Origin of the sequence: Pseudoalteromonas sp. SM9913 (assembly GCF_000184065.1) — a bacterium.
Lineage (GTDB): Bacteria > Pseudomonadota > Gammaproteobacteria > Enterobacterales > Alteromonadaceae > Pseudoalteromonas > Pseudoalteromonas tetraodonis.
The window spans coordinates 2489654-2511776 of record NC_014803.1 but is presented as its reverse complement, the minus strand read 5'-3'; the positions used below and the strand labels follow the sequence as shown (position 1 = coordinate 2511776).

The 22123-nt window shown below is 40.0% G+C and carries 22 protein-coding genes; 12 read left to right on the top strand and 10 right to left on the bottom strand.

Annotation, left to right across the window (positions count from 1 at the left end):
* The first annotated feature begins 229 nt into the window (after window positions 1-229).
* Both PSM_RS11530 and PSM_RS11525 read left to right on the top strand, forming a co-directional pair.
* Complete coding sequence (locus PSM_RS11530) at window positions 230-1897, top strand: methyl-accepting chemotaxis protein (RefSeq protein WP_024602336.1); 1668 nt, start codon at window positions 230-232, stop codon at window positions 1895-1897.
* Between the two features lie 299 nt (window positions 1898-2196).
* On the top strand, window positions 2197-3549 hold the full coding sequence (locus PSM_RS11525) for a magnesium transporter (protein WP_013465655.1): 1353 nt from the start codon (window positions 2197-2199) through the stop codon (window positions 3547-3549).
* Between the two features lie 90 nt (window positions 3550-3639).
* Here the strand turns inward: PSM_RS11525 and PSM_RS11520 are convergent, their stop codons facing one another.
* From PSM_RS11520 to PSM_RS11490, 7 genes are all read right to left on the bottom strand, one after another.
* On the bottom strand, window positions 3640-4635 hold the full coding sequence (locus PSM_RS11520) for a sensor domain-containing diguanylate cyclase (protein WP_013465654.1): 996 nt from the start codon (window positions 4633-4635) through the stop codon (window positions 3640-3642).
* 394 nt (window positions 4636-5029) lie between these two features.
* Window positions 5030-5341 carry a DP-EP family protein gene (locus tag PSM_RS11515; RefSeq protein WP_013465653.1) on the bottom strand — a complete coding sequence of 104 codons (312 nt, stop codon included), beginning with the start codon at window positions 5339-5341 and terminating at the stop codon, window positions 5030-5032.
* Between the two features lie 23 nt (window positions 5342-5364).
* Window positions 5365-8619, bottom strand: a complete 3255-nt coding sequence (locus tag PSM_RS11510) for an nSTAND1 domain-containing NTPase (RefSeq protein ID WP_013465652.1) — start codon at window positions 8617-8619, stop codon at window positions 5365-5367.
* A gap of 76 nt (window positions 8620-8695) precedes the next feature.
* Window positions 8696-9529, bottom strand: coding sequence for a mechanosensitive ion channel family protein (locus tag PSM_RS11505; protein ID WP_013465651.1), 834 nt, complete (start codon window positions 9527-9529; stop codon window positions 8696-8698).
* A gap of 37 nt (window positions 9530-9566) precedes the next feature.
* The gene (locus PSM_RS11500; protein ID WP_013465650.1) at window positions 9567-10298 is read right to left on the bottom strand and encodes an LrgB family protein; all 732 of its coding nucleotides are present in this window, start codon (window positions 10296-10298) and stop codon (window positions 9567-9569) included.
* Entirely contained in the window at window positions 10291-10644 is a 354-nt protein-coding gene (locus PSM_RS11495) for a CidA/LrgA family protein (RefSeq protein WP_013465649.1), read from the bottom strand. The genes PSM_RS11500 and PSM_RS11495 overlap by 8 nt, the downstream gene beginning before the upstream one ends.
* A gap of 83 nt (window positions 10645-10727) precedes the next feature.
* Entirely contained in the window at window positions 10728-11519 is a 792-nt protein-coding gene (locus PSM_RS11490) for a crotonase/enoyl-CoA hydratase family protein (RefSeq protein WP_013465647.1), read from the bottom strand.
* A gap of 289 nt (window positions 11520-11808) precedes the next feature.
* Here PSM_RS11490 and PSM_RS11485 point away from each other — a divergent pair, with 289 nt between their 5' ends.
* From PSM_RS11485 to PSM_RS11475, 3 genes are read left to right on the top strand one after another with little or no spacing between them, the layout of a single operon-like run.
* A complete protein-coding gene (locus PSM_RS11485) occupies window positions 11809-12129 on the top strand; it encodes an HI1450 family dsDNA-mimic protein (RefSeq protein WP_013465646.1) in 321 nt (106 codons plus the stop codon).
* 46 nt (window positions 12130-12175) lie between these two features.
* On the top strand, window positions 12176-12988 hold the full coding sequence (locus PSM_RS11480) for a DUF481 domain-containing protein (protein ID WP_013465645.1): 813 nt from the start codon (window positions 12176-12178) through the stop codon (window positions 12986-12988).
* A gap of 27 nt (window positions 12989-13015) precedes the next feature.
* Entirely contained in the window at window positions 13016-13501 is a 486-nt protein-coding gene (locus PSM_RS11475; protein ID WP_013465644.1) for a hypothetical protein, read from the top strand.
* A 41-nt stretch (window positions 13502-13542) separates the two neighbouring features.
* Here PSM_RS11475 and PSM_RS11470 read toward each other — a convergent pair whose 3' ends face one another.
* Together PSM_RS11470 and ygfZ are read right to left on the bottom strand one after the other, a co-directional pair.
* Entirely contained in the window at window positions 13543-14028 is a 486-nt protein-coding gene (locus tag PSM_RS11470) for an FKBP-type peptidyl-prolyl cis-trans isomerase (protein WP_013465643.1), read from the bottom strand.
* Between the two features lie 11 nt (window positions 14029-14039).
* On the bottom strand, window positions 14040-14951 hold the full coding sequence (gene ygfZ, locus PSM_RS11465) for a CAF17-like 4Fe-4S cluster assembly/insertion protein YgfZ (RefSeq protein WP_013465642.1): 912 nt from the start codon (window positions 14949-14951) through the stop codon (window positions 14040-14042).
* A gap of 151 nt (window positions 14952-15102) precedes the next feature.
* On the opposite strand from ygfZ, the gene PSM_RS11460 reads away from it, so the two are divergent.
* A complete protein-coding gene (locus tag PSM_RS11460; RefSeq protein ID WP_013465640.1) occupies window positions 15103-15354 on the top strand; it encodes an FAD assembly factor SdhE in 252 nt (83 codons plus the stop codon).
* Window positions 15355-15409: 55 nt separating this feature from the next.
* Window positions 15410-15766, top strand: a complete 357-nt coding sequence (locus PSM_RS11455) for a hypothetical protein (protein WP_013465639.1) — start codon at window positions 15410-15412, stop codon at window positions 15764-15766.
* Here PSM_RS11455 and nadB read toward each other — a convergent pair.
* Window positions 15741-17351, bottom strand: coding sequence for an L-aspartate oxidase (gene nadB / locus PSM_RS11450; protein WP_013465638.1), 1611 nt, complete (start codon window positions 17349-17351; stop codon window positions 15741-15743). The two genes, PSM_RS11455 and nadB, sit on opposite strands and share 26 nt — an antisense overlap.
* Before the next feature lie 245 nt (window positions 17352-17596).
* Between nadB and rpoE the strand changes: the two genes are divergently transcribed.
* The 5 genes from rpoE to lepA all read left to right on the top strand — a co-directional run bounded on the left by rpoE (window position 17597) and on the right by lepA (window position 22123).
* On the top strand, window positions 17597-18178 hold the full coding sequence (gene rpoE / locus PSM_RS11445; RefSeq protein WP_010387792.1) for an RNA polymerase sigma factor RpoE: 582 nt from the start codon (window positions 17597-17599) through the stop codon (window positions 18176-18178).
* A 1-nt stretch (window position 18179) separates the two neighbouring features.
* Entirely contained in the window at window positions 18180-18794 is a 615-nt protein-coding gene (locus PSM_RS11440) for a sigma-E factor negative regulatory protein (RefSeq protein ID WP_013465637.1), read from the top strand.
* A gap of 4 nt (window positions 18795-18798) precedes the next feature.
* The gene (locus PSM_RS11435; protein ID WP_013465636.1) at window positions 18799-19752 is read left to right on the top strand and encodes a MucB/RseB C-terminal domain-containing protein; all 954 of its coding nucleotides are present in this window, start codon (window positions 18799-18801) and stop codon (window positions 19750-19752) included.
* An 11-nt stretch (window positions 19753-19763) separates the two neighbouring features.
* Entirely contained in the window at window positions 19764-20213 is a 450-nt protein-coding gene (locus PSM_RS11430; RefSeq protein ID WP_013465635.1) for a SoxR reducing system RseC family protein, read from the top strand.
* 122 nt (window positions 20214-20335) lie between these two features.
* Window positions 20336-22123: a translation elongation factor 4 gene (gene lepA, locus PSM_RS11425; RefSeq protein WP_013465634.1), complete on the top strand. Its 1788-nt coding sequence runs from the start codon at window positions 20336-20338 to the stop codon at window positions 22121-22123.

Genomic DNA, 22123 nt, shown 5'->3' with positions numbered 1-22123 from the left:
TAAATTGGTTTTGGTTCTTTATTACTGCTTATATACTATCGTCTAGTTATAAAGTGTTTTTTAGTGTGTTTTACTATTGCAAGAGTGTATTAGATTGCTAAACGATCTCGTTTGTGCTTAATTTGTATACAGGTATGCGTTGTATAGTAATGCAAACAATGAAATTTTTTAGCTAACGGGCTACAAAATAAAAAGAGCTTGATGGCTTGTAATGTTAATTGGAGAAATAATGGGTAATTTAAGCTTAAAAAACAAATTGCTACTGTTGGCTGTTTTACCATTAATTGTATTGCTAATCAGTTTTATGGCGGGCTCATATTATTTAGAGAAGCAAAATCAGCAGCAATACTTTAATGAATTCAAAACCAAACTAATAGCAGATAAACAAACGCTGCTAAAAACAGAAATTGAAATTGGTTCTCAAATAGTGCAATACCAATTAGCACAAGGTAATGAACAAGACGCAAAAAATGCGCTAAGGGATTTAAAATTTGGCGAAGATGGCTATTATTTTATTTACGATACCGATGGCGTGAGTGTTTTTCATGCATTGTTAGGCGATGCAATTGAAGGGCAAAATAAAATAGACATGACCGACCCAAACGGTAAAAAAATAGTGGTTGGTTTACTAGAGCAAGCTCGTAAAGGGGGGGGGTCTTTTACCTATCACTTTCAAAAACCCAACACGACGGGTTTGATTGAAAAAATAGGGTATGCAGCCATGATCCCAGGTACTAACTGGATGATTGGTACGGGTACTTATATGGATGACATTGAGGCTGAACTAGTTAAATACCAAGCAACCATGGCTGAGCATTTAACTGAAAAAATGACCACCTTATTTTTAATATCACTTCTGCTACTTGGTTTAGCAGCCGTGGGTGCCTTATATGCAGCGAGTAATATGGTTAAACCAATACATCGAATGGTACAAAGTTTAGATGACATAGCCAAAGGTGAAGGTGATTTAACCAGAAGATTAGTGATTGACACCCATGATGAAATTGGTCAACTAGGTGAATCGTTTAATCTGTTTGTTAGTAAGCTGCATAGTATTATTTCCGGTGTGGTCGATGTGACGAGCGATGTTAAAACGGCCTCATCAGATATCAATACGCAAACCTTATTAATTGAAGATAAATTATTGAAACATAACCATGAAACTGAACTAGTAGTCACCGCTATTACTGAAATGTCAGCAACCTCGCATGAAGTTGCACAAAATACCACACAAGTTGCGGTATCAACGCAGGCAGCAACAAAAGAAGTGGCCAATGCGCAAGATTGTGTGGATGTTTCACTCAGTGAAGTTTCAAATTTAATGGGTGAAATTAACCAAGCCGCTGAGCAAGTAAACTCGTTAAGTGAACAGTCTAAAAAGATTAATAGCGTGTTGAGTGTCATTGGGGGGATTGCTGAGCAAACGAACTTATTGGCATTAAACGCCGCTATTGAGGCTGCACGAGCGGGTGAGCAAGGTCGTGGTTTTGCCGTTGTAGCTGATGAAGTAAGAAGCTTAGCAAGCCGCACTCAAGATAGCACATTAGAAATTAATGAAATGCTTAGCGAATTACATAACTTAGTCACTGCGGCTGTAGGAGCCATGCAAGCGAGTCAACAAAGCTGTAACCGCTCTGTAGAGTCTTCACGCGCTATATCTGAAAGTCTAGGTGCGGTTACTACATCGGTAACAACAATTAACGATATGAGTACACAAATTGCCACCGCAGCTACTGAGCAAAGTAGCGTTACAGAAGAGATAAACCGTAACGTGTATGCAATTCAAGAAATTGTGAATGAATTAACGCAATCGAGTAAAACGACCTCTTCGGTAAGTCAGCACTTAGCGGGACGAGGTCAAAACTTAGGTGATTTAGTTGGTCAGTTTAAAATATAAATAACACTTAGCTATTAATTGCTTTTGGAAGCCGTGACTTATTTAGTTACGGCTTTTTTTTGCTTTATTTTTAGCTAAAGCGCGATAGTTTATTGCCTGCTACAACCATAAATATTTAACAGCACAGCGATTTTTTAATATTTTTATTAGCGACTAATGTACACTATAAGGGTCTGTTGACCTTTTTGGATTGAAACGTATTCAACCTCGAAAGATAAACAGACCCTAGCTAATCTCATTAATAAGTACTTACTTATTACAGTAAATTTATAGTGAAACGACTATTTTAGGGTTTTTAAATGATAGAGTATCCGGTTGATCAGTTACCACAACTCATAAACGACTTATTGCAGTGTGATACCACTGAGCGCAAAAATAAATTACTTATAGATGCTCAGCAAACTTTATCAACTGAGCACTTATCTTTATTGTTTGAGGCGATCCCTAAAGAGCAGCGTCTTGAAATTTGGCATTTATTAGATGAAGACACGCAGCACGAAATTTTTGTTAATTTAAGTGAAGATAGCTGTTTATGGTTACTACAAACACTAGACGACAGTGCCGGATTTAAATTATTAGACGAAGTAAATGTTGAAGAGCTACTTGAGTTAGAAGAAGTTATTCCACAACGTTTTATTGATTACGCTAAAAAACAACTCGATGAAGCACAAACTAAGCAATACGAACTGGCTCAGCAATATACACCAGAGCAATTAGGTCACTGGATTGGGTTTGATTTTTTAAAGGTGTCAGACAAACTCACTGCGGGTGGCGCTAAAAAGCTGCTACACAAAGGCTTACCGCAATACAGCGAAGTTATTTATTTGGTGAGCCGTAAAGGTAGCTTAATCGGTGAAGTTGCGGTTAATGATCTGATAAAAGCGCATGATAACGAGAGTTTAATGACGTTAGCTAATCATGACTTTACCTCATTGCACGCAGACCATGATTTATATGAAGCCGCTGAAGTGGTTATTCATAGCGAGAAAATGGCCATGCCCGTGGTTAATGCCGATAACAAATTAATAGGGCGTTTAACCATTGCATCAGCTTATGAATTACGTCAAGAAATAGCCGACGAAGCCACAGCAAAAGCCGGTGGTTTACGTGAAGACGAAGATCTATTTGCCAGTGTTCGTAAAAGTGCTAAAAACCGTGGTATTTGGTTAGGTATAAACTTAGCAACCGCATTTTTAGCCTCGTGGTTTATCGGTTTGTTTGGCGCAACCATAGAACAAGTGGTAGCACTTGCGGTATTAATGCCTGTAGTGGCGTCAATGGGCGGTATTGCCGGTAGCCAAACCTTAACGGTTATTGTACGAGGACTGGCTCTGGGTCAGGTTACTGACTCAAACCGAAACGCATTACTTAAAAAAGAGCTGCGAGTAGGGGCGGTAAATGGCTTGGTGTGGGCATTAGTGATTGGTTTGCTAACCTTTGTATGGTTTAACGATATTATGCTCAGTATAACCATTACCGTGGCAATACTGCTGAATTTAGTGGCTGCATCGTTGGCGGGCGTAGTGATCCCCTCTATTTTAGATAAAATGAAAATTGACCCTGCGTTGTCGGGTTCAGTGATTTTAACCACAGTGACTGATATTGTCGGCTTTGTGACCTTTTTAGGTTTAGGTAGTTTGTTGTTACTTTAATTTAATTGGCCGTTATTTAACTAAACGCCACCTCCATGAAGTGGCGTTTAATATAGATATAGCGTCATGAAAAGGCCTTTAATTTAAACTTTAAACAATCGTACTTATTTTATTTCTACCTTCTGTTTTTGCTCGGTATAAAGCCGTGTCTGCGGCATATAACAGCGCCTCGTAGGTGCGGTACTGGTTATTATTTTCACTGGCAATTCCTTGGCTTACACTAACTTTAACTTCTGGTGGTAGGCCTATATCTGTAAATGTCATCGCATTAATTTGTTGTTGTACATGCTTGGCAACAATCGTTGCACTTTTTATATCGCAACGCGGTAAAATAATAGCAAACTCCTCACCGCCATATCTCGCAGCCAAACACTCTCTTGACGGAATACAATGCAAAAGCATTTTTGCAATTTTTTGTAAGCATTTATCACCTTTAATATGCCCATAGGTGTCGTTGAATTTTTTAAAGTGGTCAACATCAATCAATATGCTGGTTAGAGGTTGTTGGCTTTGAATACTTTCTTGCCAGTATTTTTTTAGTGACTCATCTAAAGCTAAACGATTAGCGAGCCCAGTTAAGTGATCGGTTGAAGCTTGTATTTTTAAACGGTTATACATTGCTTTATGCGTACTGAGATCATGAAGTATGCAAACGTATAATTTTTGCGCCGATGCAATACTTTTTGGCATGCTTGATATTGATAAGTCTGCTTCAATAACATCACCATTCGCTTTATTTATTTTTATTTCATTTGGACCAAAGCTAAGGGTAGTATCTTTAATGTCTACCCAATTTAATAAGGTCTGTTTATATTTATCAAGGTCTGCACCGTGTAAAAACGACAGTAAATTTTCGCCTATCAGAGATTGCTGAGAGTAACCTAATAGCTGCGCTGCTTTTGGGTTTGCAAACTCAAAACCACCGTGCTCATTAAGTACAAAAATGCCTTCAGCGGTGCCGTTAAATAATTCAATTAAAGCGCCAAATTGAGTATGCGAAAAAGGGGATAATAAAGCGCTATTGAAGGGCAATGCTTTATCGTTTTTAACCGCTGCAGTCTCTTTTTTATTAATTTGTTTAGACACGTTTTAGCCTTAGCATGATACAGACGTTTTTGATGTCTACAAATTTACATAAAAAAGTGCAATTAAACCTTTCGGTAATCTTCTGTTTTTAACTGCTTGATATTTAATGGTAAAAATCATACTTGCACAGGTTTTAAGTAACCTGTGCAAGGTGAAAATTAGTTACTCAGCAATTGAAAGTTGAGGTTTTTATTATAGATTAGTAATAAAGGATGGTTATTAATAATGCTGCTTGGTATGTGTTAGCGTTAAGGTGTTTGGCTTATAAAAATTGCACAGGAGTAAATCAGCCCTGTGCAATTTAGAAAAGTTATTTTAATTTACAGTATATCTTTATTTATAACCTGAGGGTCAGTGCTCTTATACGCTTTGCCATTACACTCAACATTAAATACTAAACAGAGGCGGTGCCTGGATTTTCATCGGTATCGATAATGGTAATTGTACGGCCGTTATCGCTTACTTTAAAGCTGAAGTCTTGAGCGCAAGGTGTTTCTTTATTAACATCGGTGATAGTGGCGCCAGTAAATAAAAAACCTTTAGCAAGCGTGGCTTGATCTAAACTATAAATGCCCGCAGTTTCGGTTCTTACAACTCCGCCACCTGTCACTTCTTTACCATCTATAAAGTATGTAAAGTTAGCTTCGTCGTCATTGCCTAGTACAATCTTAACTGTAAAGCGGATTTGTTCTTGAGTATTATTCATATTATTTCCTTTTGTATTCATGATTATAATTGAAAGTTGTTGATGCCCAGCTTAACTAGACGTGCTTTTATCTGGGGGATTTCGTTTGCGCGGTTTAAGCAGGTGTAAACCTTTACTAGCCGGTACGTTTTGTGAATGCTTTGATTTGTATCTGCTATTTGAGTAATGGCTTTAAGCGCATTTAAGCAGAATTGATCTCGCTGCACGTTATTTTTAGCTAATTTTGCTTTAAGTAAATTAATATCTGTCAGGGCTAAATTATCGCCGCTTTTCATTTTATTAATTATGTACCGTTTAAATTCGCTATCCTTCTCAAGGCTGGTTAATAAATCTTGTGCTTTAAGCGGTAACTGTCTACTAATAAAATAGTGAATCAGGCTAATTTGTGCATTGATTGAATTGAAACTATTAAGGCCTTCTGATTTTAAGAAGCTAATAATTTTTTCTATTCCTAAATCAGCCTTCTTTTCGTCAGATAGCATTATTAATTGCACTAAAGAGAGATAATACATTCGTTGAAATTCACTATTTTCTGAATCTTGCTTTAAAGCCTCGCTTATAGTTTCGTTAGCAAAGCTAGATTTTGAATAGGCCATTTTTTTGTCAGTTAAATAGTTTAGTAAATAACTTTGTTGCATAAGTATATTTGCTGACATATAAAGAAGGCTTGCGTCATCAGGATAGTAAACAATCATTTTTTTTACTACGTTAACAGCATTTTCTAGCATATCCACTGCTGCATTAAAGTTACCCAATCTCTCTTCTGTTTTTGCCAGCCAACTGATGGTATCGGCTTTATCGCGTAACAAATTTTTATTATTGGGTTTAAGCTCAAGGGCTTCTTTTTTTAAAGCAAGCGACTCTGTAAAGCGTTGTTTCGCGCCAGTGTAGTTAAATTGCTTTAAATACAAAGATCCCAGCGAATTATGCGAATACGATAACTCCATAATCGAGTTAAAACTATTTGGTGCTAATGAATACATTTTCTCACTGTAGGCATGATATTTTTTAAATAATGGTTCAGTGGCAGCGTAATCACTTTTATCATAATGGAGCTGGCCGAGCCAAAAGGCATTCGCACCGGCGAGTGTGAGAAGCTCTAAGTTGTTTGGCTGAATTTTTAATAACGCCTCAAGGCGAATGCGGGCGTTTTCAAAGGCGGTGAAGGCCTCAATGGTTTTCCCGCGAGAATAGGCCACTTCTCCCATGGCTTCCAGAGTTTGCGCGTACTGAAAGCGACTTTTAAATTCTCCTTGTTGACTGCTAAAGTTAAATAGCGAGCTTGGCTCATCAACTTGATTGGTAAAATACTCAAGTGCTTTATTACTAATGCCATCAAGTAAGTCCATACGCTTTACGCTGCGTAATTTATCGGCAAAATCACCTACCATAAATCCTAGTAAGCTTTCGGCCTCTTGGCGCTTTTGCTGTGCAAGTTGCTGCGCTTGAAAGCTAGTAACACTCATAAATAGGGCAACACAGGTAAGTAAACAAAGCAGCGCAATCGTGCCGCGTTTTATGGTTGTTTTTGTTTTACTGTGTTTAAGAGAGCTGGTTATAAGCGCGCGTTCGTCATCGTCTAGTTTGAATATGTTGTCGTTTAATAAGGTAACGGCTTCTTGCAGCGGTTTACCCGGTGCTAAAAAGTAAGCGCTACTTTTATGTTCATTAAGCCACTGTTGCGTGTGGTGGTGCAAACGGCTTTTAATAGCAAGGGCATCTTTATGATCGTTTATCCACTGTTTAGCACGTGGCCATTGGCGTAATAATGCCTCGTGGGCAAGGCTAAAGCAGGCTTCTTGGTTTTGTAAGTGCGATACAAATAAGCGGCTGTCGACCATGGCTTGTACAAGCTCTTTTTGGCTGGTGTTGGTTAATGCTTGTAAGCGGGCCGCACGGCTAGTAATGGTTTTACCATCTGGGTTTAGCGTCACTAACTGCGATAATACGCTTTTTAGTTGTTGTTGTTGTTTTGCGCTCAGCCCAATAAAAACATCTTCTGCCTTTTTACCAATGGCGCCTTCAATACCGCCGAGTTTTTCATACACGCTGTGCAATAACTCATTATTTTCACTGCGCTGTAAATACAGCTCTTGCAGTGTGTATTGCAACATGGGCAGGGCATCAGGGTTGTTGGCGGTATCTGCACACAGTATTTCATCTAGCGGAGTTTTGGTTTGCGGGTCGTGTGAGAACGTTAAATTAGCGGTTAATGCCGGCAAGCGAATAATTTGTTGTAGTTCCTGGCGGTTGGGAGGGGTTAAATCATAATGGGCGCCATTCGCTTTTGCGGCCATAAGGCTGGGTTGCTCTACCACTAAAGGGTAAAAGTCGTTACGACACGCACTAAATACGATCACCGCTTTAGAGGTGGCTAAACGTTCAATAATCGATAAAAAATGACTTCGGGTGTTGGGACTAAATAGTGGCGATGAAAGCAGCACCTCTAAGCGGTCTATAAACAAAAAAAACTGCGGTGTGTTTAGTTTTGTATTTGCTTTACTGATTGCAGTTTGTAACGTGTTTATCACTTCGTCAATTGTGTGCTCTAATTGCTGCGCCAGTGTTTGCGAGCTTAATCCTTCAAATACGGGGTGTTGGTTTATATCCCAATCAAGCATGGCAGAGGCTAAATCTAAATACAGCCTAGTTTGATGCACATCTGCAAAGTCGAGCTGAGTGTATGAAACAACGCCAATACCATCATAACCGCGCTCATCAAGTAGCTTTGGTAAAATACCCGCATTGACTAACGACGATTTACCCGTACCACTTGGGCCAAGTATTAAGCAAAAAGCACGGCCAGATTTTACTTGGTTTGATACGTTTTCGAGTAAGGTGGTGATGGCTTGGTTACGACCAAAAAATAAATGGGTATCGGTTGGGTTATACGCGCTTAAGCCTAAAAAAGGAGAACCGCCTTGCCACGTGTTTACAGAGCTTGATGTATCTTCTGCAAATGGAAACTCAAGTTTTGCAATAATACGGTAGCCGCGTTTACGAATGGTTTCTATGTATAGCGGGGAGCTTGCCTTATCACCCAGTGCTTTTCGCAGTTGTGTGATGGTTTTATGCAGTGGGTTATCGCCTACTTCAATGTTTTGCCAGCACTGATTGAGTAATTCGTCACTGGTGACAATTTCGCCCTTTTGTAAGCAAAGATATAATAATACATCCATTGCTTTAGGTTCTAATTGCGTTACTTTTTCAGCACATTGTATACAATTGCTGGCAGGTGTTACCTGCCAGTCGCCTAGATAAAAAGGTGATTGATGCATAAGGACTCGTTATTATTTTATTTGTAAGCACGCTTAATTAATTTAATATGATTTAAAATCATATTAAGGTTTTTATTTATTTTAGGTCGCTTTTATTAAGCGTAACAATGCGTTGTGGAAACGGAATTTCAATATTGGCATCGTTAATCGCTTTATACACACCGCCATTTATAGCGAGTTTAGTTTCAATAATTTTAGTGGTGGGCACCCAATAACGATAACTAATGGTGACGCCGCTATCAGCAAAACGTTCTATACCAATTTGTGCATTGGGTTGTTTAGCTACGAGTTCGTGATTGACTAATACGTTTTCAATAAGGCTTATCGCAGTATCACTACAGGCACTGTAGGCTATGTCTATTTCACCTTTTACCAGTGAATAATTAAATGAGTTATGCAGAATTTCGCCAACAATATGTTTGTTAGGAATGGTTATTTCTACTTTTTCTTCATTAATTAATATGGTGTGCCCCAGCTCAATTACTTTTACTTGGCCACTAACGCCTTTTACTTCTATGGTATCGCCAACCACAAATGGCCGCGTAGCAATAATGGCAAGCCCCGCGCCATAATTAGAAAGCATGCCTTGTAACGCTAAGCCTGCGCCCAATGAGGCGGCACCTATTGCAGCTACGAATGGGGTCACACTAATGCCAATTTTACCAAGCGCAATAATGATCACCATAATGATCAGCAGTACTTTTACTACATTACTGACAAAATTAGTCAGGGTGATATCAATGTTGTGGCGGGTCATTAAGTTTGCGACAACTTCGGCGAGCTTTTTAGCGACCCACAGGCCAACGAGTAGAATAAAAATAGCGCCCACTATTTGCATACTGTAGGTAACTAAATACTCGGTAAGCAGGGCGTAGTACTTTTCAAATTGCTGAATTTCGGAACTGATCATGCTGGGCTCTATTTTTAGCGATACTGTTATCCGCTTACTATAACAAAGTGTTAACTAAAATTGGATATAATAGTGGTACTATCACTGCGGTTAATAATGCACTGAGTGCCATAGCCACTGATGAAAATGCGCCTATTTTTGGGTGTTCGGCAATAGCTGCCGCCGTACCAATTGCATGGCACGCGGTACCGATTGCAATTCCTTGTGCCTCAAAGTTATAAATCTTAACTAATTTGAGCAATATAAAGCCAAACAAAGCCCCCAATAAACCAATAAAAATAACCATGGCAGCGGCAAGTGAGCTAATTCCTCCTAATGAGTCAGTAACCAGCAGTGTGATAGGGGTTGTTACACTGAGTGCCGCAACAGAGGCGCTCAATTGTGAGGGCACAGCAAATAAAATACTTAATACAAAAGCCACTAGTGTGGCGTTAACAATACCTATACTGCAAGTAGCGACAATTAATAGTAAGTTTTTACGTACGTGCATAAATTGCTGATAAAGCGGCAAGGCTAAAGCAACAATGGCCGGCTCTAATAGCCAACTTAGTAACTGACTATGTGAGGCAAATTGTGAATAGGGTAATTTAAGGTTGACTAACAGTAGGGCAATAATGCCAATGCTTAAAAAAACAGGGTTGGTTAATGACTTTAAAATACTCTGGTTTATTTTAAGATTAACCGCTCTTAGCGCAATAAAGAGAATAATAATAAATGGCACGGTTAACCACCATAGGCTGGGATTTATGCTGGTGGTTAAGTTAGTCATTATTAGCTCTGCCTTTAAAATAGCCCACTAGGCTTGCCACTAAAATTAAACTACTGAGTGGGACTAATAAGATGACCGCAGTTAAGAAAGGCCAATGTGATTTAATTAGCCCTAAATGTTCTATAAAACCGACGCCTGCAGGAATAAAGAAAATAGGCATTACATTCAAAATAGGTGATGCGCAGGGGGCGAGTTGATGTTCTTTAACTATGCCTAATAACAGTAACGTTAGCAGCAAAACCATGGCGAGTAGAGGAGCAGGGAAACTTGCATCAAGAAGATGCATAATGAATTTGCTTGTTGCCAAGCACAATAAAATAATTGCGCTACTTAGTAGGTATTTCATTAATTTGGCTCACTAGAATAGAAGAGCCTAACTTTAACAAATAACGCTGTTTTATGCATTGTGCCTTAGTATTACCATCAATGTTACCAGCGCTTGGCGTTTGTAAACTCAATATCAGCTTTCCCTTTAGCTTTAGCAATGGCTTTTTTAGTATTAGGGTTGATCAGTAAGCGAATTTGGCTCCATGTTTCTTTAGCGAGTATTTTTCGAGCAGGGGCTTTATAGCTTTGTTGAGTCACACGCTTTATTGCGGCTAATGTGTCAGGTGAGCGCGCTAGCAGTGTATCAAGCATCTCTTTAGTTGCTTTATCTGTATCGTCGGTTGTTTTGGTTACTAAACCTAGTTCAAAAGCATGTTGTGCGTTTATTGGATTTGCGTGACTTGCTAACCAAAGCGCTTGGTCGCGTTTTACTAAGCCTGAAAGCATAACATTAGCGCCCATATCTGGGCATAACCCCCAGCGCGCTTCCATAATGGCGAGTTTGGCATCGTGGTGAACAATCCGGTAATCGGCACCCAGTGCTATTTGCAATCCACCCCCAAGGCAATTTCCGTTTATTTTTGCAATAACAGGCACACTCAATGATTGCCAACCAAGTACTACTTTTTGCGCTAAATTTTGATTACCAGGAAGCCATTTAAATAGGAGTTTTATAATATTTATTGGCGAGGCCATAACCGCGTTAATATCAAGCCCTGCACAAAAGTGTTCGCCTTCACCGGTTAATACAACCGCACGAATACTGGCATCTTTTTTAATATTTTTAATAGCCTTGTTAAGCTCAATAAACATAGTAAAGCTTAAGGCATTTTGTTTTTCTACTCGATTTAATGTGACGGTGGCAATGCCCTGTTTTTTTTCTAGTTTTATCATCTCGCACTCCTCTGACCTGTTACTTGAGCTTATGTTTTTATTTGTGCTAAGTAAAGTGGGTGAAGATGAATAAAAAACAAAGTGAATTTTTTAATGCAATTGCGGTCTGTTATCTTTCAAGGCAAATTTAATCTTGAAAGGCCAACAGACCCTAATGCTAACCAATCCATTAATATCTATAAGTATTAGGTAAAAGTAAAAAAGTCAGTATTTAACGTGTTTTTTTATCAAAACACTAACAACTTTTGATATTATGGCGCTAACTTAAAAGCTCAGAGGTTAACCACTCATGTCAGGTCCACGTTTATTTACGGTAGAAGAAGCAACCCATCAAGCTTATGATATTTTTTTGGAGCTGGCTCCCAACAACCTGAGTGATAAAGATGTTGAAGAATTTAACCTGCATCGTGAAGAACTTGGCTTTATTGAAGAAGATGAGCCCGATGAACAGTGGCAAGATTTTGTTGCACTAGAAATAGAGCCTGAGCATTTTATTCAAGTATTAGTGGGCCTTGAGTTTGATAACGAAGACGTCTTATTTGCGAAAATTTTAATTAGCCGTGATAAAGACGCGCCTTTTTGCCATATTTTATGGAAAGAAAGTGAATAACTTTTTCGGCCCCTTTTCATTATTACCATTTGCAAGAGAATGTATTTTGCGAAAGTACGTTGTATTACTGCTTTTATTATTTAGCTCCTACAGCTGGGCAGTGGATCCCTTTGAAGATTTTCATCAATATGGGGAGCTCTCTGATGAAGAAATTCATGAGCTACACAAAGGCGAAGTACTTTATGGTGATACCGAGTTTGGTTTTATTTTAAGTAAAGGTAATACCAACTCAACCAGTTTTAAACTCAAAGGTAATCTTTACCAAGATTTTGAAAACTGGCGTAATCAATTCAAAATAGATTCCTTATACAAACGTGACGAAAATGAAGAAACGGGCCAGTCGGATGTTACGGCTAATCGCGTGTTTGTTTCTGCGCAGGGTAACTATAAAGTTGGTGTTAAAAATTCGTCTTTCTTTATTTATGGCGATTATGAAGAGGATGAATTTAGCGGTCTGGATTTTAAAAGTACGGTGGCAACCGGCTATGGTGCACGTATTTATCAAGGGGTTAAAAACAAAGTAGATATAGATATTGGCCCTGGTTTATATCGCTCCGTTGCTGATGATGAGTCAACAATAAGCGAAGACGATAAAGACAAAATGGGTTACTTGTTACGTATTGCCATGCAATGGGAGCGATTAGTATCTAAGCGCACCCGATTTAATCAAGACATTAGTATAGAGCAGTCTTTATCTGGGCTTAACTCACGGTTAAAGTCAGAAACCGCCTTAATTAGCCAAGTGGTTGGGGCTGTATCGCTCAAGTTTGCTTATATGTACCGTTATAACTCTAAGCCTGAAGAAGATAAGCTTAAATATGATTCAGAGCTCAGCGCAACGTTAGTATACAGTTTTTAATTTTTTAACTTTTTAATTGAGAGTGTTATGTATCAGCATAAGCAGTATGCGGTATTTATATTTGTAGTATTGGCATGGATAGGTGGTTTTGTTGCACTTGCATGGAATTTAATGGGTGCCGATGTGCCGTTAATGGTATTTGCAGGTATTTTATTGCTGGTGGGTTTTTTATTTCATGGTTTAACCATTAAAGTTGATGAAGCCCATATTAGCTGGGCATTTGGTCCAGGCGTTGCGGGTCAAAAATTAGCACTAGAGGACATAGTTGACGTAAAAGCAGTACAAAACTCATACCGTCACGGTATTGGTATTCGCATTACACATGATGGTTGGATTTATTCAGTATCAGGCTTTAGTGCCGTGCAATTAACGCTTAAAGATGGCAGCCAATACCGCTTAGGGACTAATGACCAAGCAGGATTAGTTGCTGCGCTTGAAGATAAAATAACCCCTGGCGAAGCACCTGCAGCAGAGCCTCAAGTTAAATTACGTACGCATAATAATATGCTATAAAAAAAGCGCCTGAGGCGCTTTTTTTATTACTGGGTTAGGGTTTAGTGATCGTGACCACAACCGCCTTCACCATGTACATGGCCATGCTCAAGCTCTTCAGCCGTTGCATCGCGTACTTCTAAAATCTCTACATCAAAATTGAGCGTAATACCAGCGAGTGGGTTGTTACCATCAACAATCACTTCTTCGTCTTGAATATCGATGATCATGACTGACTGGTCGCCGTCATCGGTGGTTGCACGAAATTGCATGCCCACTTCAATGTCCATGCCTTCAAACATTGATTTTGGCACTGCTTGCATGAGGTGATCATGACGCTCACCGTAACCTTCTTCAGGTTCAACTTTTACACTTAGTGTATCGCCAGCTTGTTTGCCTTGCAGCGCGTTTTCAAGTCCTGAGATCAGGTAACCCGTACCAACGATAAAAATTAATGGCTCACCGCCAAATGAGTTATCAATGGTATTGCCGTCATTATCTAGTACAGAGTAATGCATTTTTACCACTTTATTTGCTGCAACGATCATAGTCATTCCTATTATTCATCTTCAAGAGAGTAAGGTAGAGGCAGAATGTTTAGCTCTACCGAAGGGGTATGTTTTGCACGAAGAACCTGAGCGGTGTCAGTATCGTTTGGCAACACAACTAAGCCAGTTAAAGTGTGTGTTTTTTCATTAAAGCTTTGCGCAATAAGTTTGCCCGCGCGGCGCCAGTTTTCACCTAACTGGGTTTCGATATCGGGTGCATCGAGCAATCCTTCACTTTGCCCTGTAACGATATACATGGCACGTTTATTTTTACCTAAGTATTTCATACGTGCGACGGTTTCTTGGCCGGTGTAGCAACCCTTTTTAAAACTGATGCCATTGATGGCTTGAAGGTTAACCATTTGCGGCACATATTCATCAATTGCATCAACGCTTAACTGAGGCTCACCAGCTAGTAGTGAGGCCTGTTGCCACATAGCGTCGTTGTCGAGGGTAGATACTTCATCAGGTAAGCAAAATTGGCTATCAACCATAAGTAAAACGCGGTTTGGCGCAAGTTTAAGGGCTTTGCCGTTAGCAAAGTCGCATGCTGTGGCATCGTCACTAAAGTGAATATCAAGTTGCGTAAGCAAATCAGTTAGGCCATCACCTAATAAACCAATTAATCGCTCTGGGGCTTTATTAATTTCAACTTTTGCAAATACAGCGTATTTTTTTAACTCAGCCAGTGAGCGTTCTACTTCAGCACTTGATCCGGTTAAATAATAGTTTTGCTGGTAAGAAAATAGCTTAAATACACCCCACAGCTTACCTTTTGCGCTACAGTGACCTGTCCACAAAAAGTTGTTGTTGTTGATTTTATTGAGATCTTGAGTGATTTGTCCGTGTAGGTAAGATAATTTATCTGTGCCTGAGAGGCTAATAACCTGATGTGATAAAGGACATGCATAAACCAGAGACATAAACACCTTCTTTGCAATAACAAATGAAATCACATAATAACGTAGTTAAAGCCGATGGTACAGCCACCAACAAGCGTTGTTTTTTATAATTTAGTGCTGTTAAATTAACGCGCATTTGTTAAACTCGAATTAATTAAATATGAGGTTTAAAATGGTTGAAATACATAGTAAAGCACGTATCCGTTGGGCTTGCCGCCGTGGCATGTTAGAACTAGATGTTTTGTTTATGCCGTTTGTTGAAGAAGCTTATGACTCGTTAGATGCTAAACAGCAGGCGACTTTTCAGCGCTTATTAACACAAGAAGACCCAGATTTATTTGCTTGGTTTATGGGCCATGAAAAATGTAAAGACGTTGAGCTAAACAGTATGGTTGAGCTAATTTTAGACCGAGTTCGTGTATAGGTTTACCGTCACAAATAATCAGACAGACCACAAACAGATTGTGGTCTTTTTTTGTGTGCTAACTTTAATATTATGCTTATTTACCACTTCTATTTTGGCAACTCTTTTTTGCATTGCGCTTAATATCGTTGCTGGCATTATCGTTTGGCGAAAAATCGTGGCTGCTCAGCCAGAGCAGGGCGTTATATTATTAGAGCCAAATCAATTTCGTTTTGAGAATGAAAAGCTTCTAATTCAAGGGGTTATTGGTAAGCAAAGCCGATTACTTGGTCGCAGTGTGTGGTTGTATATTAATGGCTTTAGTGAAAACTATTGGCTGATTATCTCAGCCAATAGTGTTGATGAGCAAAGCTACGCGCGTTTAAAACGCGCAACACTTGCGGCAATTAATTGCGCTTTGGAGTCAAAATAGTCGGCGTTGGATTTTCGTTTTGCTCTGGGTAGTCAATGGTAAAGTGCAGTCCGCGACTTTCTTTACGTTCCATAGCACTTCTAATTATAAGCTCGGCTACTTGAACTAAGTTACGTAACTCAAGTAAGTTATTACTCACTCTAAAGTTCGCGTAGTAATCGTGGATTTCTTGCTGTAATAGTTCAACACGATGAAGCGCGCGTTCAAGTCGTTTGGTTGAGCGCACAATCCCAACATAATCCCACATAAATAATCGCAGCTCATGCCAGTTATGGGTGATCACGATTTCTTCATCTGAGTTAGATACGCGGCTTTCATCCCAACTAGGTAACTCAACCAGTGCAGGAGCGGTCTCTATTTTACTCAAAATGTCTTTTGCTGCTGCATGGGCAAATACAATGCACTCTAATAATGAGTTACTTGCCATACGGTTAGCACCGTGCAACCCAGTGTAAGCCACTTCACCCACAGCGTATAAATTAGCTAAGTCGGTTTTGCCATTAAAGTCGGTCATAACGCCGCCACAGGTATAATGCGCAGCAGGGACAACAGGAATTGCCTCCTTGGTGATATCAAGCCCTACGCTTAAGCATTTGGCGTAAATCGTTGGGAAGTGTTCAATAATAAAATCTTTGTCTTTGTGGCTAATATCTAAATATAAGCAATTTGCACCAAGGCGCTTCATTTCAAAATCGATAGCGCGCGCGACTATGTCGCGCGGGGCGAGTTCTTCTCGCTCATCAAACTCTTTCATGAATCGCGTGCCATCAGGGCGTTTTAAATAGGCTCCCTCACCACGCATTGCTTCGGTAATTAAAAAGTTTTGCAACTCAGGGTGATAAAGACTGGTTGGATGAAATTGATTAAATTCCATATTAGCAACGCGACACCCTGCACGCCATGCCATGGCAATACCATCACCGCTAGAAACATCAGGGTTAGAGGTATAAAGGTATACTTTACTTGCGCCACCCGTTGCTAGGGCAACAAATTTTGCGCCAATTGTTTCTACTTTTTTGGCTTTTTTATTCCACACATACATGCCATGAACATGTGAACCCGTTTTGCCAATACTTTTATCGGTAATTAAATCAATCGCGTTGTAATGCTCTAACAAGGTGATATTGCTGTGCGCTTGAACTTGGCTAATCAAGGTTGTTTGCACAGCTTTACCTGTAGCATCGGCTGCATGCAAAATGCGTCGGTGGCTATGCCCACCTTCACGAGTTAAATGAAAGCGCTCTTTACCTTTGCTATCAAACTCCATATCAAAAGGCACGCCTTGGTCAATCAGCCATTGCAGGCAGTCATGAGCATTGCTGGCAGTATAATGAACCGCCTCTCTGTCGCATAAACCGCCACCGGCGTCTAAGGTATCTTCAACGTGAGACTCTATACTGTCATTTTTTTTATCAAAAACAGCGGCAATTCCGCCTTGGGCATAAAGAGTAGAACCTTCGGTTAATTCACCTTTACTAATTACGGTAACGTTACAGTAATTAGCCAAAGATAAAGCAAGTGATAAGCCTGCTGCGCCGCTACCAATAATAGCGACATCGGTAATGTGATGTTTATTTTGGTTCATCTGTGAGGTACTTTGCGGTTACAATGCTCAGATAGAGCAATATTTATTTTTAATACTTATAGTTGTACCATATTTGTAGCACTACCACGAAGTGGTTTTAGCGTATAAATACGTAATTTTTTAGCTATTTTATAAAAAAACAATATGAAGCAGAACTTTTTATTCATCTAAGGGTCAGAGTAGGTGTGAACAATGGCGACACTATGAATAATAAGCAAGAATCAATCAGAGGAGTACCGGCTCGAATGAGCGAGCAGGAATTAGATTTAGCGTTAGTGAAAAGGGTTCAGCAGGGAGATAAAAACGCCTTTAACCTATTAGTTAAGAAGTATCAGAACAAGATTGCCGGTTTGATCTCACGTTATGTATCAAATCAGGGTGACATTGCTGATGTAGCACAAGAGGCGTTTATCAAAGCGTATCGTGCCCTTCCTAATTTTCGTGGTGACAGTGCTTTTTATACTTGGCTTTACCGTATCGCCGTTAATTGTGCTAAAAATTACTTAGTGGCTCAAGGGCGTAAACCGCCAGCAAATGATATAGATGCTGACGATGCCGAGTTTTATGAGGGTGCTGATTCAATGCGTTCAAACGCATCACCTGAAAATTTACTATTAAGCGAAGAAGTACGCGCTGTTATTTTTAATACGATTGATAGTTTGCCTGAAGATCTTAAAACCGCGATTACCCTTAGAGAAATTGAGGGGATGAGCTATGAAGAAATAGCCGTGGTGATGGATTGCCCAGTCGGGACGGTGCGTTCGCGTATTTTTCGTGCCCGTGAAGCAATTGATAACAAATTAAACCCATTAATAGGCGAGTCTTAGTATGACAAAAGCACACGTTAACCGCTTAGATAACGAATCGTTATCAGCATTACTTGACGGTGAGCAAGCATTAAATGATGCCGAGATTGCATCTGCTGATGTAGCTACATTTGGCCGTTACGCGTTAATCGGTGATGCAATGCGAGCTAAAGAAAACAACAAAAATATGGATTTTGATATTAGCGATCGCATTTCATTAGCACTTGATAGTGAGCCGGTTTATGCAGACTTTAGCCAGTCTGAAAGTGTGGCAAAGCCGGTAAATACTGAAGCCGATAATAAAATCGTGGCGTTTAATTGGCGCAAGCCGGTTGCGCAGTTAGCAATTGCAGCTAGCGTGGCAATGTTTACTATTGTTGGCGTGAACACCTTGCCGCAAGGTGAAGATGCTGTGCAAAACGAAATTCCTTTATTACAAACCACGCCGTTAACCGGCATGGCATCGCCAGTGAGTTATTCATCAGCACCGGCGCTAGAGAACGCAGAGCAAGGCTTACGAGAGCTTCAACAGCAACGTATTGGCGCTCTAGTACTTGAACACCAGCGTCAAGCACGTGTGGCTCATTCGTTGAAAACTGCGAAAACAGATGAAACGTCGCAAGAGGAAAAAAACTAATTAGATGAAAGTAATAACTTTTGTTATGACGTTGGTGTTAAGTTTTAATGCTTTTGCCAATGACACAAACCCCGCTAAAGATTTACTGCTTGAAATGGCCAGTGCAGTTCATACACGTAATTTTGATGCCTCTTTTGTTGTTGTTAAAGGCAAAAGTATGGAGCCCTACCGTTGGGTGCATGCTAAACAGGGGGACGTTGAGCTTGAGCATTTGAGTTTACTCAACGGTGCTGGCCTTGAAATGATCCGCATTGACAACCAAGTTACCTATTTTGAGCCACAATCAGAGCCGTATTCATTAACAACCGACTCAATTGCCGGCCCTATTCCTGAAGTGCTTTTTAAAGATATTAACCGCTTAAGTGCGCATTATGATTTTGTGCTTGGTGGTAAAGGCCGTATTGCTGGGCGTCCCGCGCAATTAGTTCGAATTGAATCTAAAAACGAAGATAAATACAACTATTGGATATGGATTGATACTGAGTCGTCGTTATTATTAAAAGCGGCGTATGTTAATCATCAAGGTGAAGCGCTTGAGCAATTACAGCTTACTCATATTAGCGTGACTGAGCAACCGGCAAACTTATTATTAGAAGTGCTTAATCGTAACTTTCCAACCCCATTACCTGCCAATTCAATTGACGAACAAACTAAAGCGAATGCCATGAACTGGACTATTGGCTGGTTACCTGAGGGGTTTGAATTACTTAAGTCAGACAGGCATAAGCTCGACTTAAATAATGAATTAACAGACTATTATTTATTTTCTGATGGGTTTGTTGAAGTATCGGTGTTTGTACAACGACCACTACCGGGTAAGCGTTTAAGCGGTGCCCTCACCTCAGGGGCAACTACGATTTATGTACACAACGGCGGAAATTTTGATGTCTCTGTGGTGGGAAACATTCCAACCATGAGCGCCAAAGCCATTGCTGAGTCTGTATCGCGGGCATTATAAGTAACTAAACTATGATTGAACAAACGTTAACCGTCGTGGCCCTTAGTGGCCACGTTGCGCATTTAGAAGCCCAACAAAAACAGGCCTGTGAAGGCTGTAATGGACGTTGTGGCTCACAAGTGTTTAGTAAGTTATTTGGTACCGCCAAAAAAACATTACCTTATAAATTTGAAACACAGTTAGAAATAGGCCAAAAAGTAACTTTGTCATTGGATGATAGCCATGTTGTAAAGCATGCCTTTGCAGTTTACATGCTGCCTTTGTTTTTGAGTTTAATATTCGCTTTAATAGCCAGTGAATTGATATTGTTAGCCGAAGGCTGGCAAATTTTAGCCGCGATATTGGGTGGGATCACCGGCTTTTTAATTGCTAAAACATGGGTGAAATCATTAAGACATGAGATAAAAGTGATAAAAATTCATCCAATTAGCCTCCCTTTAACTCAAATAGATGGTGATTGACGCCAATTAAATGTAAAATTGCGTTTTTATGCCACAGTAACTTGAAAATACACAGCAAGTATTTTCAAGTTATTTAGGCATATGACCTTAGTCCTTTAAAATAGAAGTTTAGAATCCAGTTTATGAAGCATATCCGTAATTTTTCGATCATCGCCCACATTGACCATGGTAAATCGACCCTTTCTGACCGTTTGATCCAAGTTTGTGGTGGTTTAACCGACCGTGAAATGCAGAAGCAAGTTCTGGATTCAATGGATATTGAACGTGAACGTGGCATTACCATCAAGGCACAAAGTGTAACCTTAAATTATAAAGCGAATGATGGTGAAACTTACCAACTTAACTTTATCGACACCCCTGGGCACGTTGACTTTACCTATGAAGTATCGCGTTCGTTAGCGGCTTGTGAAGGGGCACTGCTCGTTGTTGATGCTGGTCAAGGCGTAGAAGCGCAAACATTAGCAAACTGTTACACCGCCATTGAAATGGACTTAGAAGTTATACCGGTACTTAATAAAATTGATTTACCGCAAGCTGATCCATTACGTGTAGCCGAAGAAATTGAAGACATTATTGGTATTGATGCCCTTGATGCGGTGCAATGTAGCGCCAAAACAGGTGTAGGTATTGCTGAAGTACTTGAAATGATCGTTAAAGATGTACCGCCACCAGTTGGTGATAAAGACGCGCCATTACAAGCGCTAATTATCGATTCTTGGTTTGACCCGTACCAAGGCGTTGTATCGCTAGTGCGTATCAAACATGGCGAACTTCGCGCGGGCGACAAAATTAAAATCATGTCAAACGAAAACGTACATACCGCAGATCATGTGGGGATTTTTACGCCTAAACAAACTAACACCGGTGTTTTACGCACTGGTGAAGTAGGCTTTGTTATTGCTGGTATCAAAGAAATACATGGTGCACCGGTGGGTGATACCATTACTCATCAAAAAAATGCGGCACCACTGCGCTTACCTGGTTTTCAAAAAATTAAGCCGCAAGTTTATGCGGGTATGTTCCCAATAGCCTCTGATGATTACGAGTCATTCCGCGATGCACTTAACAAACTAAGCTTAAACGATGCCTCGTTATTCTTTGAACCAGAAAATTCAACTGCGTTAGGGTTTGGTTTCCGTTGTGGATTCTTGGGCATGTTACACATGGAAATTATCCAAGAGCGTTTAGAGCGTGAATACGACATTGATTTAATCACCACAGCACCAACGGTTATTTACGAGGTCGTAACTAAAGAGGGCACGACGCAAATTGATAACCCGTCTGATCTTCCGCCAGTTAACGATATTTTAGAGATACGTGAGCCGGTTGTAGAAGCTAATATTTTAGTTCCACAAGAGTACTTAGGCAGCGTAATCACCTTATGTGTTGATAAGCGCGGTATGCAAACTAAAATGAGTTATCACGGTAAGCAAGTTGCAGTAACGTATGAACTGCCAATGGCTGAAGTGGTAATGGACTTCTTTGATAAGCTAAAATCAACAAGCCGTGGTTTTGCCTCGCTTGATTATAACTTTAAGCATTTCCAAACTTCAGACATGGTACGTGTAGATATACTTATCAATGGCGAGCGTGTGGATGCATTGGCTATCATTGTTCACCGCGACAGCGCACAATCACGTGGTCGACAGCTTGCTGATGCGTTAAAAGAACTTATACCACGTCAAATGTTTGATATTGCGATTCAGGCAGCGATTGGACAACATGTAATCGCCCGAACAACTGTTAAGCAACTACGTAAAAACGTAATCGCTAAATGTTACGGTGGTGACGTGAGCCGTAAGAAGAAATTACTTCAAAAACAAAAAGATGGTAAAAAGCGAATGAAGCAACTTGGTAACGTTGAAGTGCCTCAAGAAGCGTTCTTAGCCATTTTGAAAGTTGGTAAATAA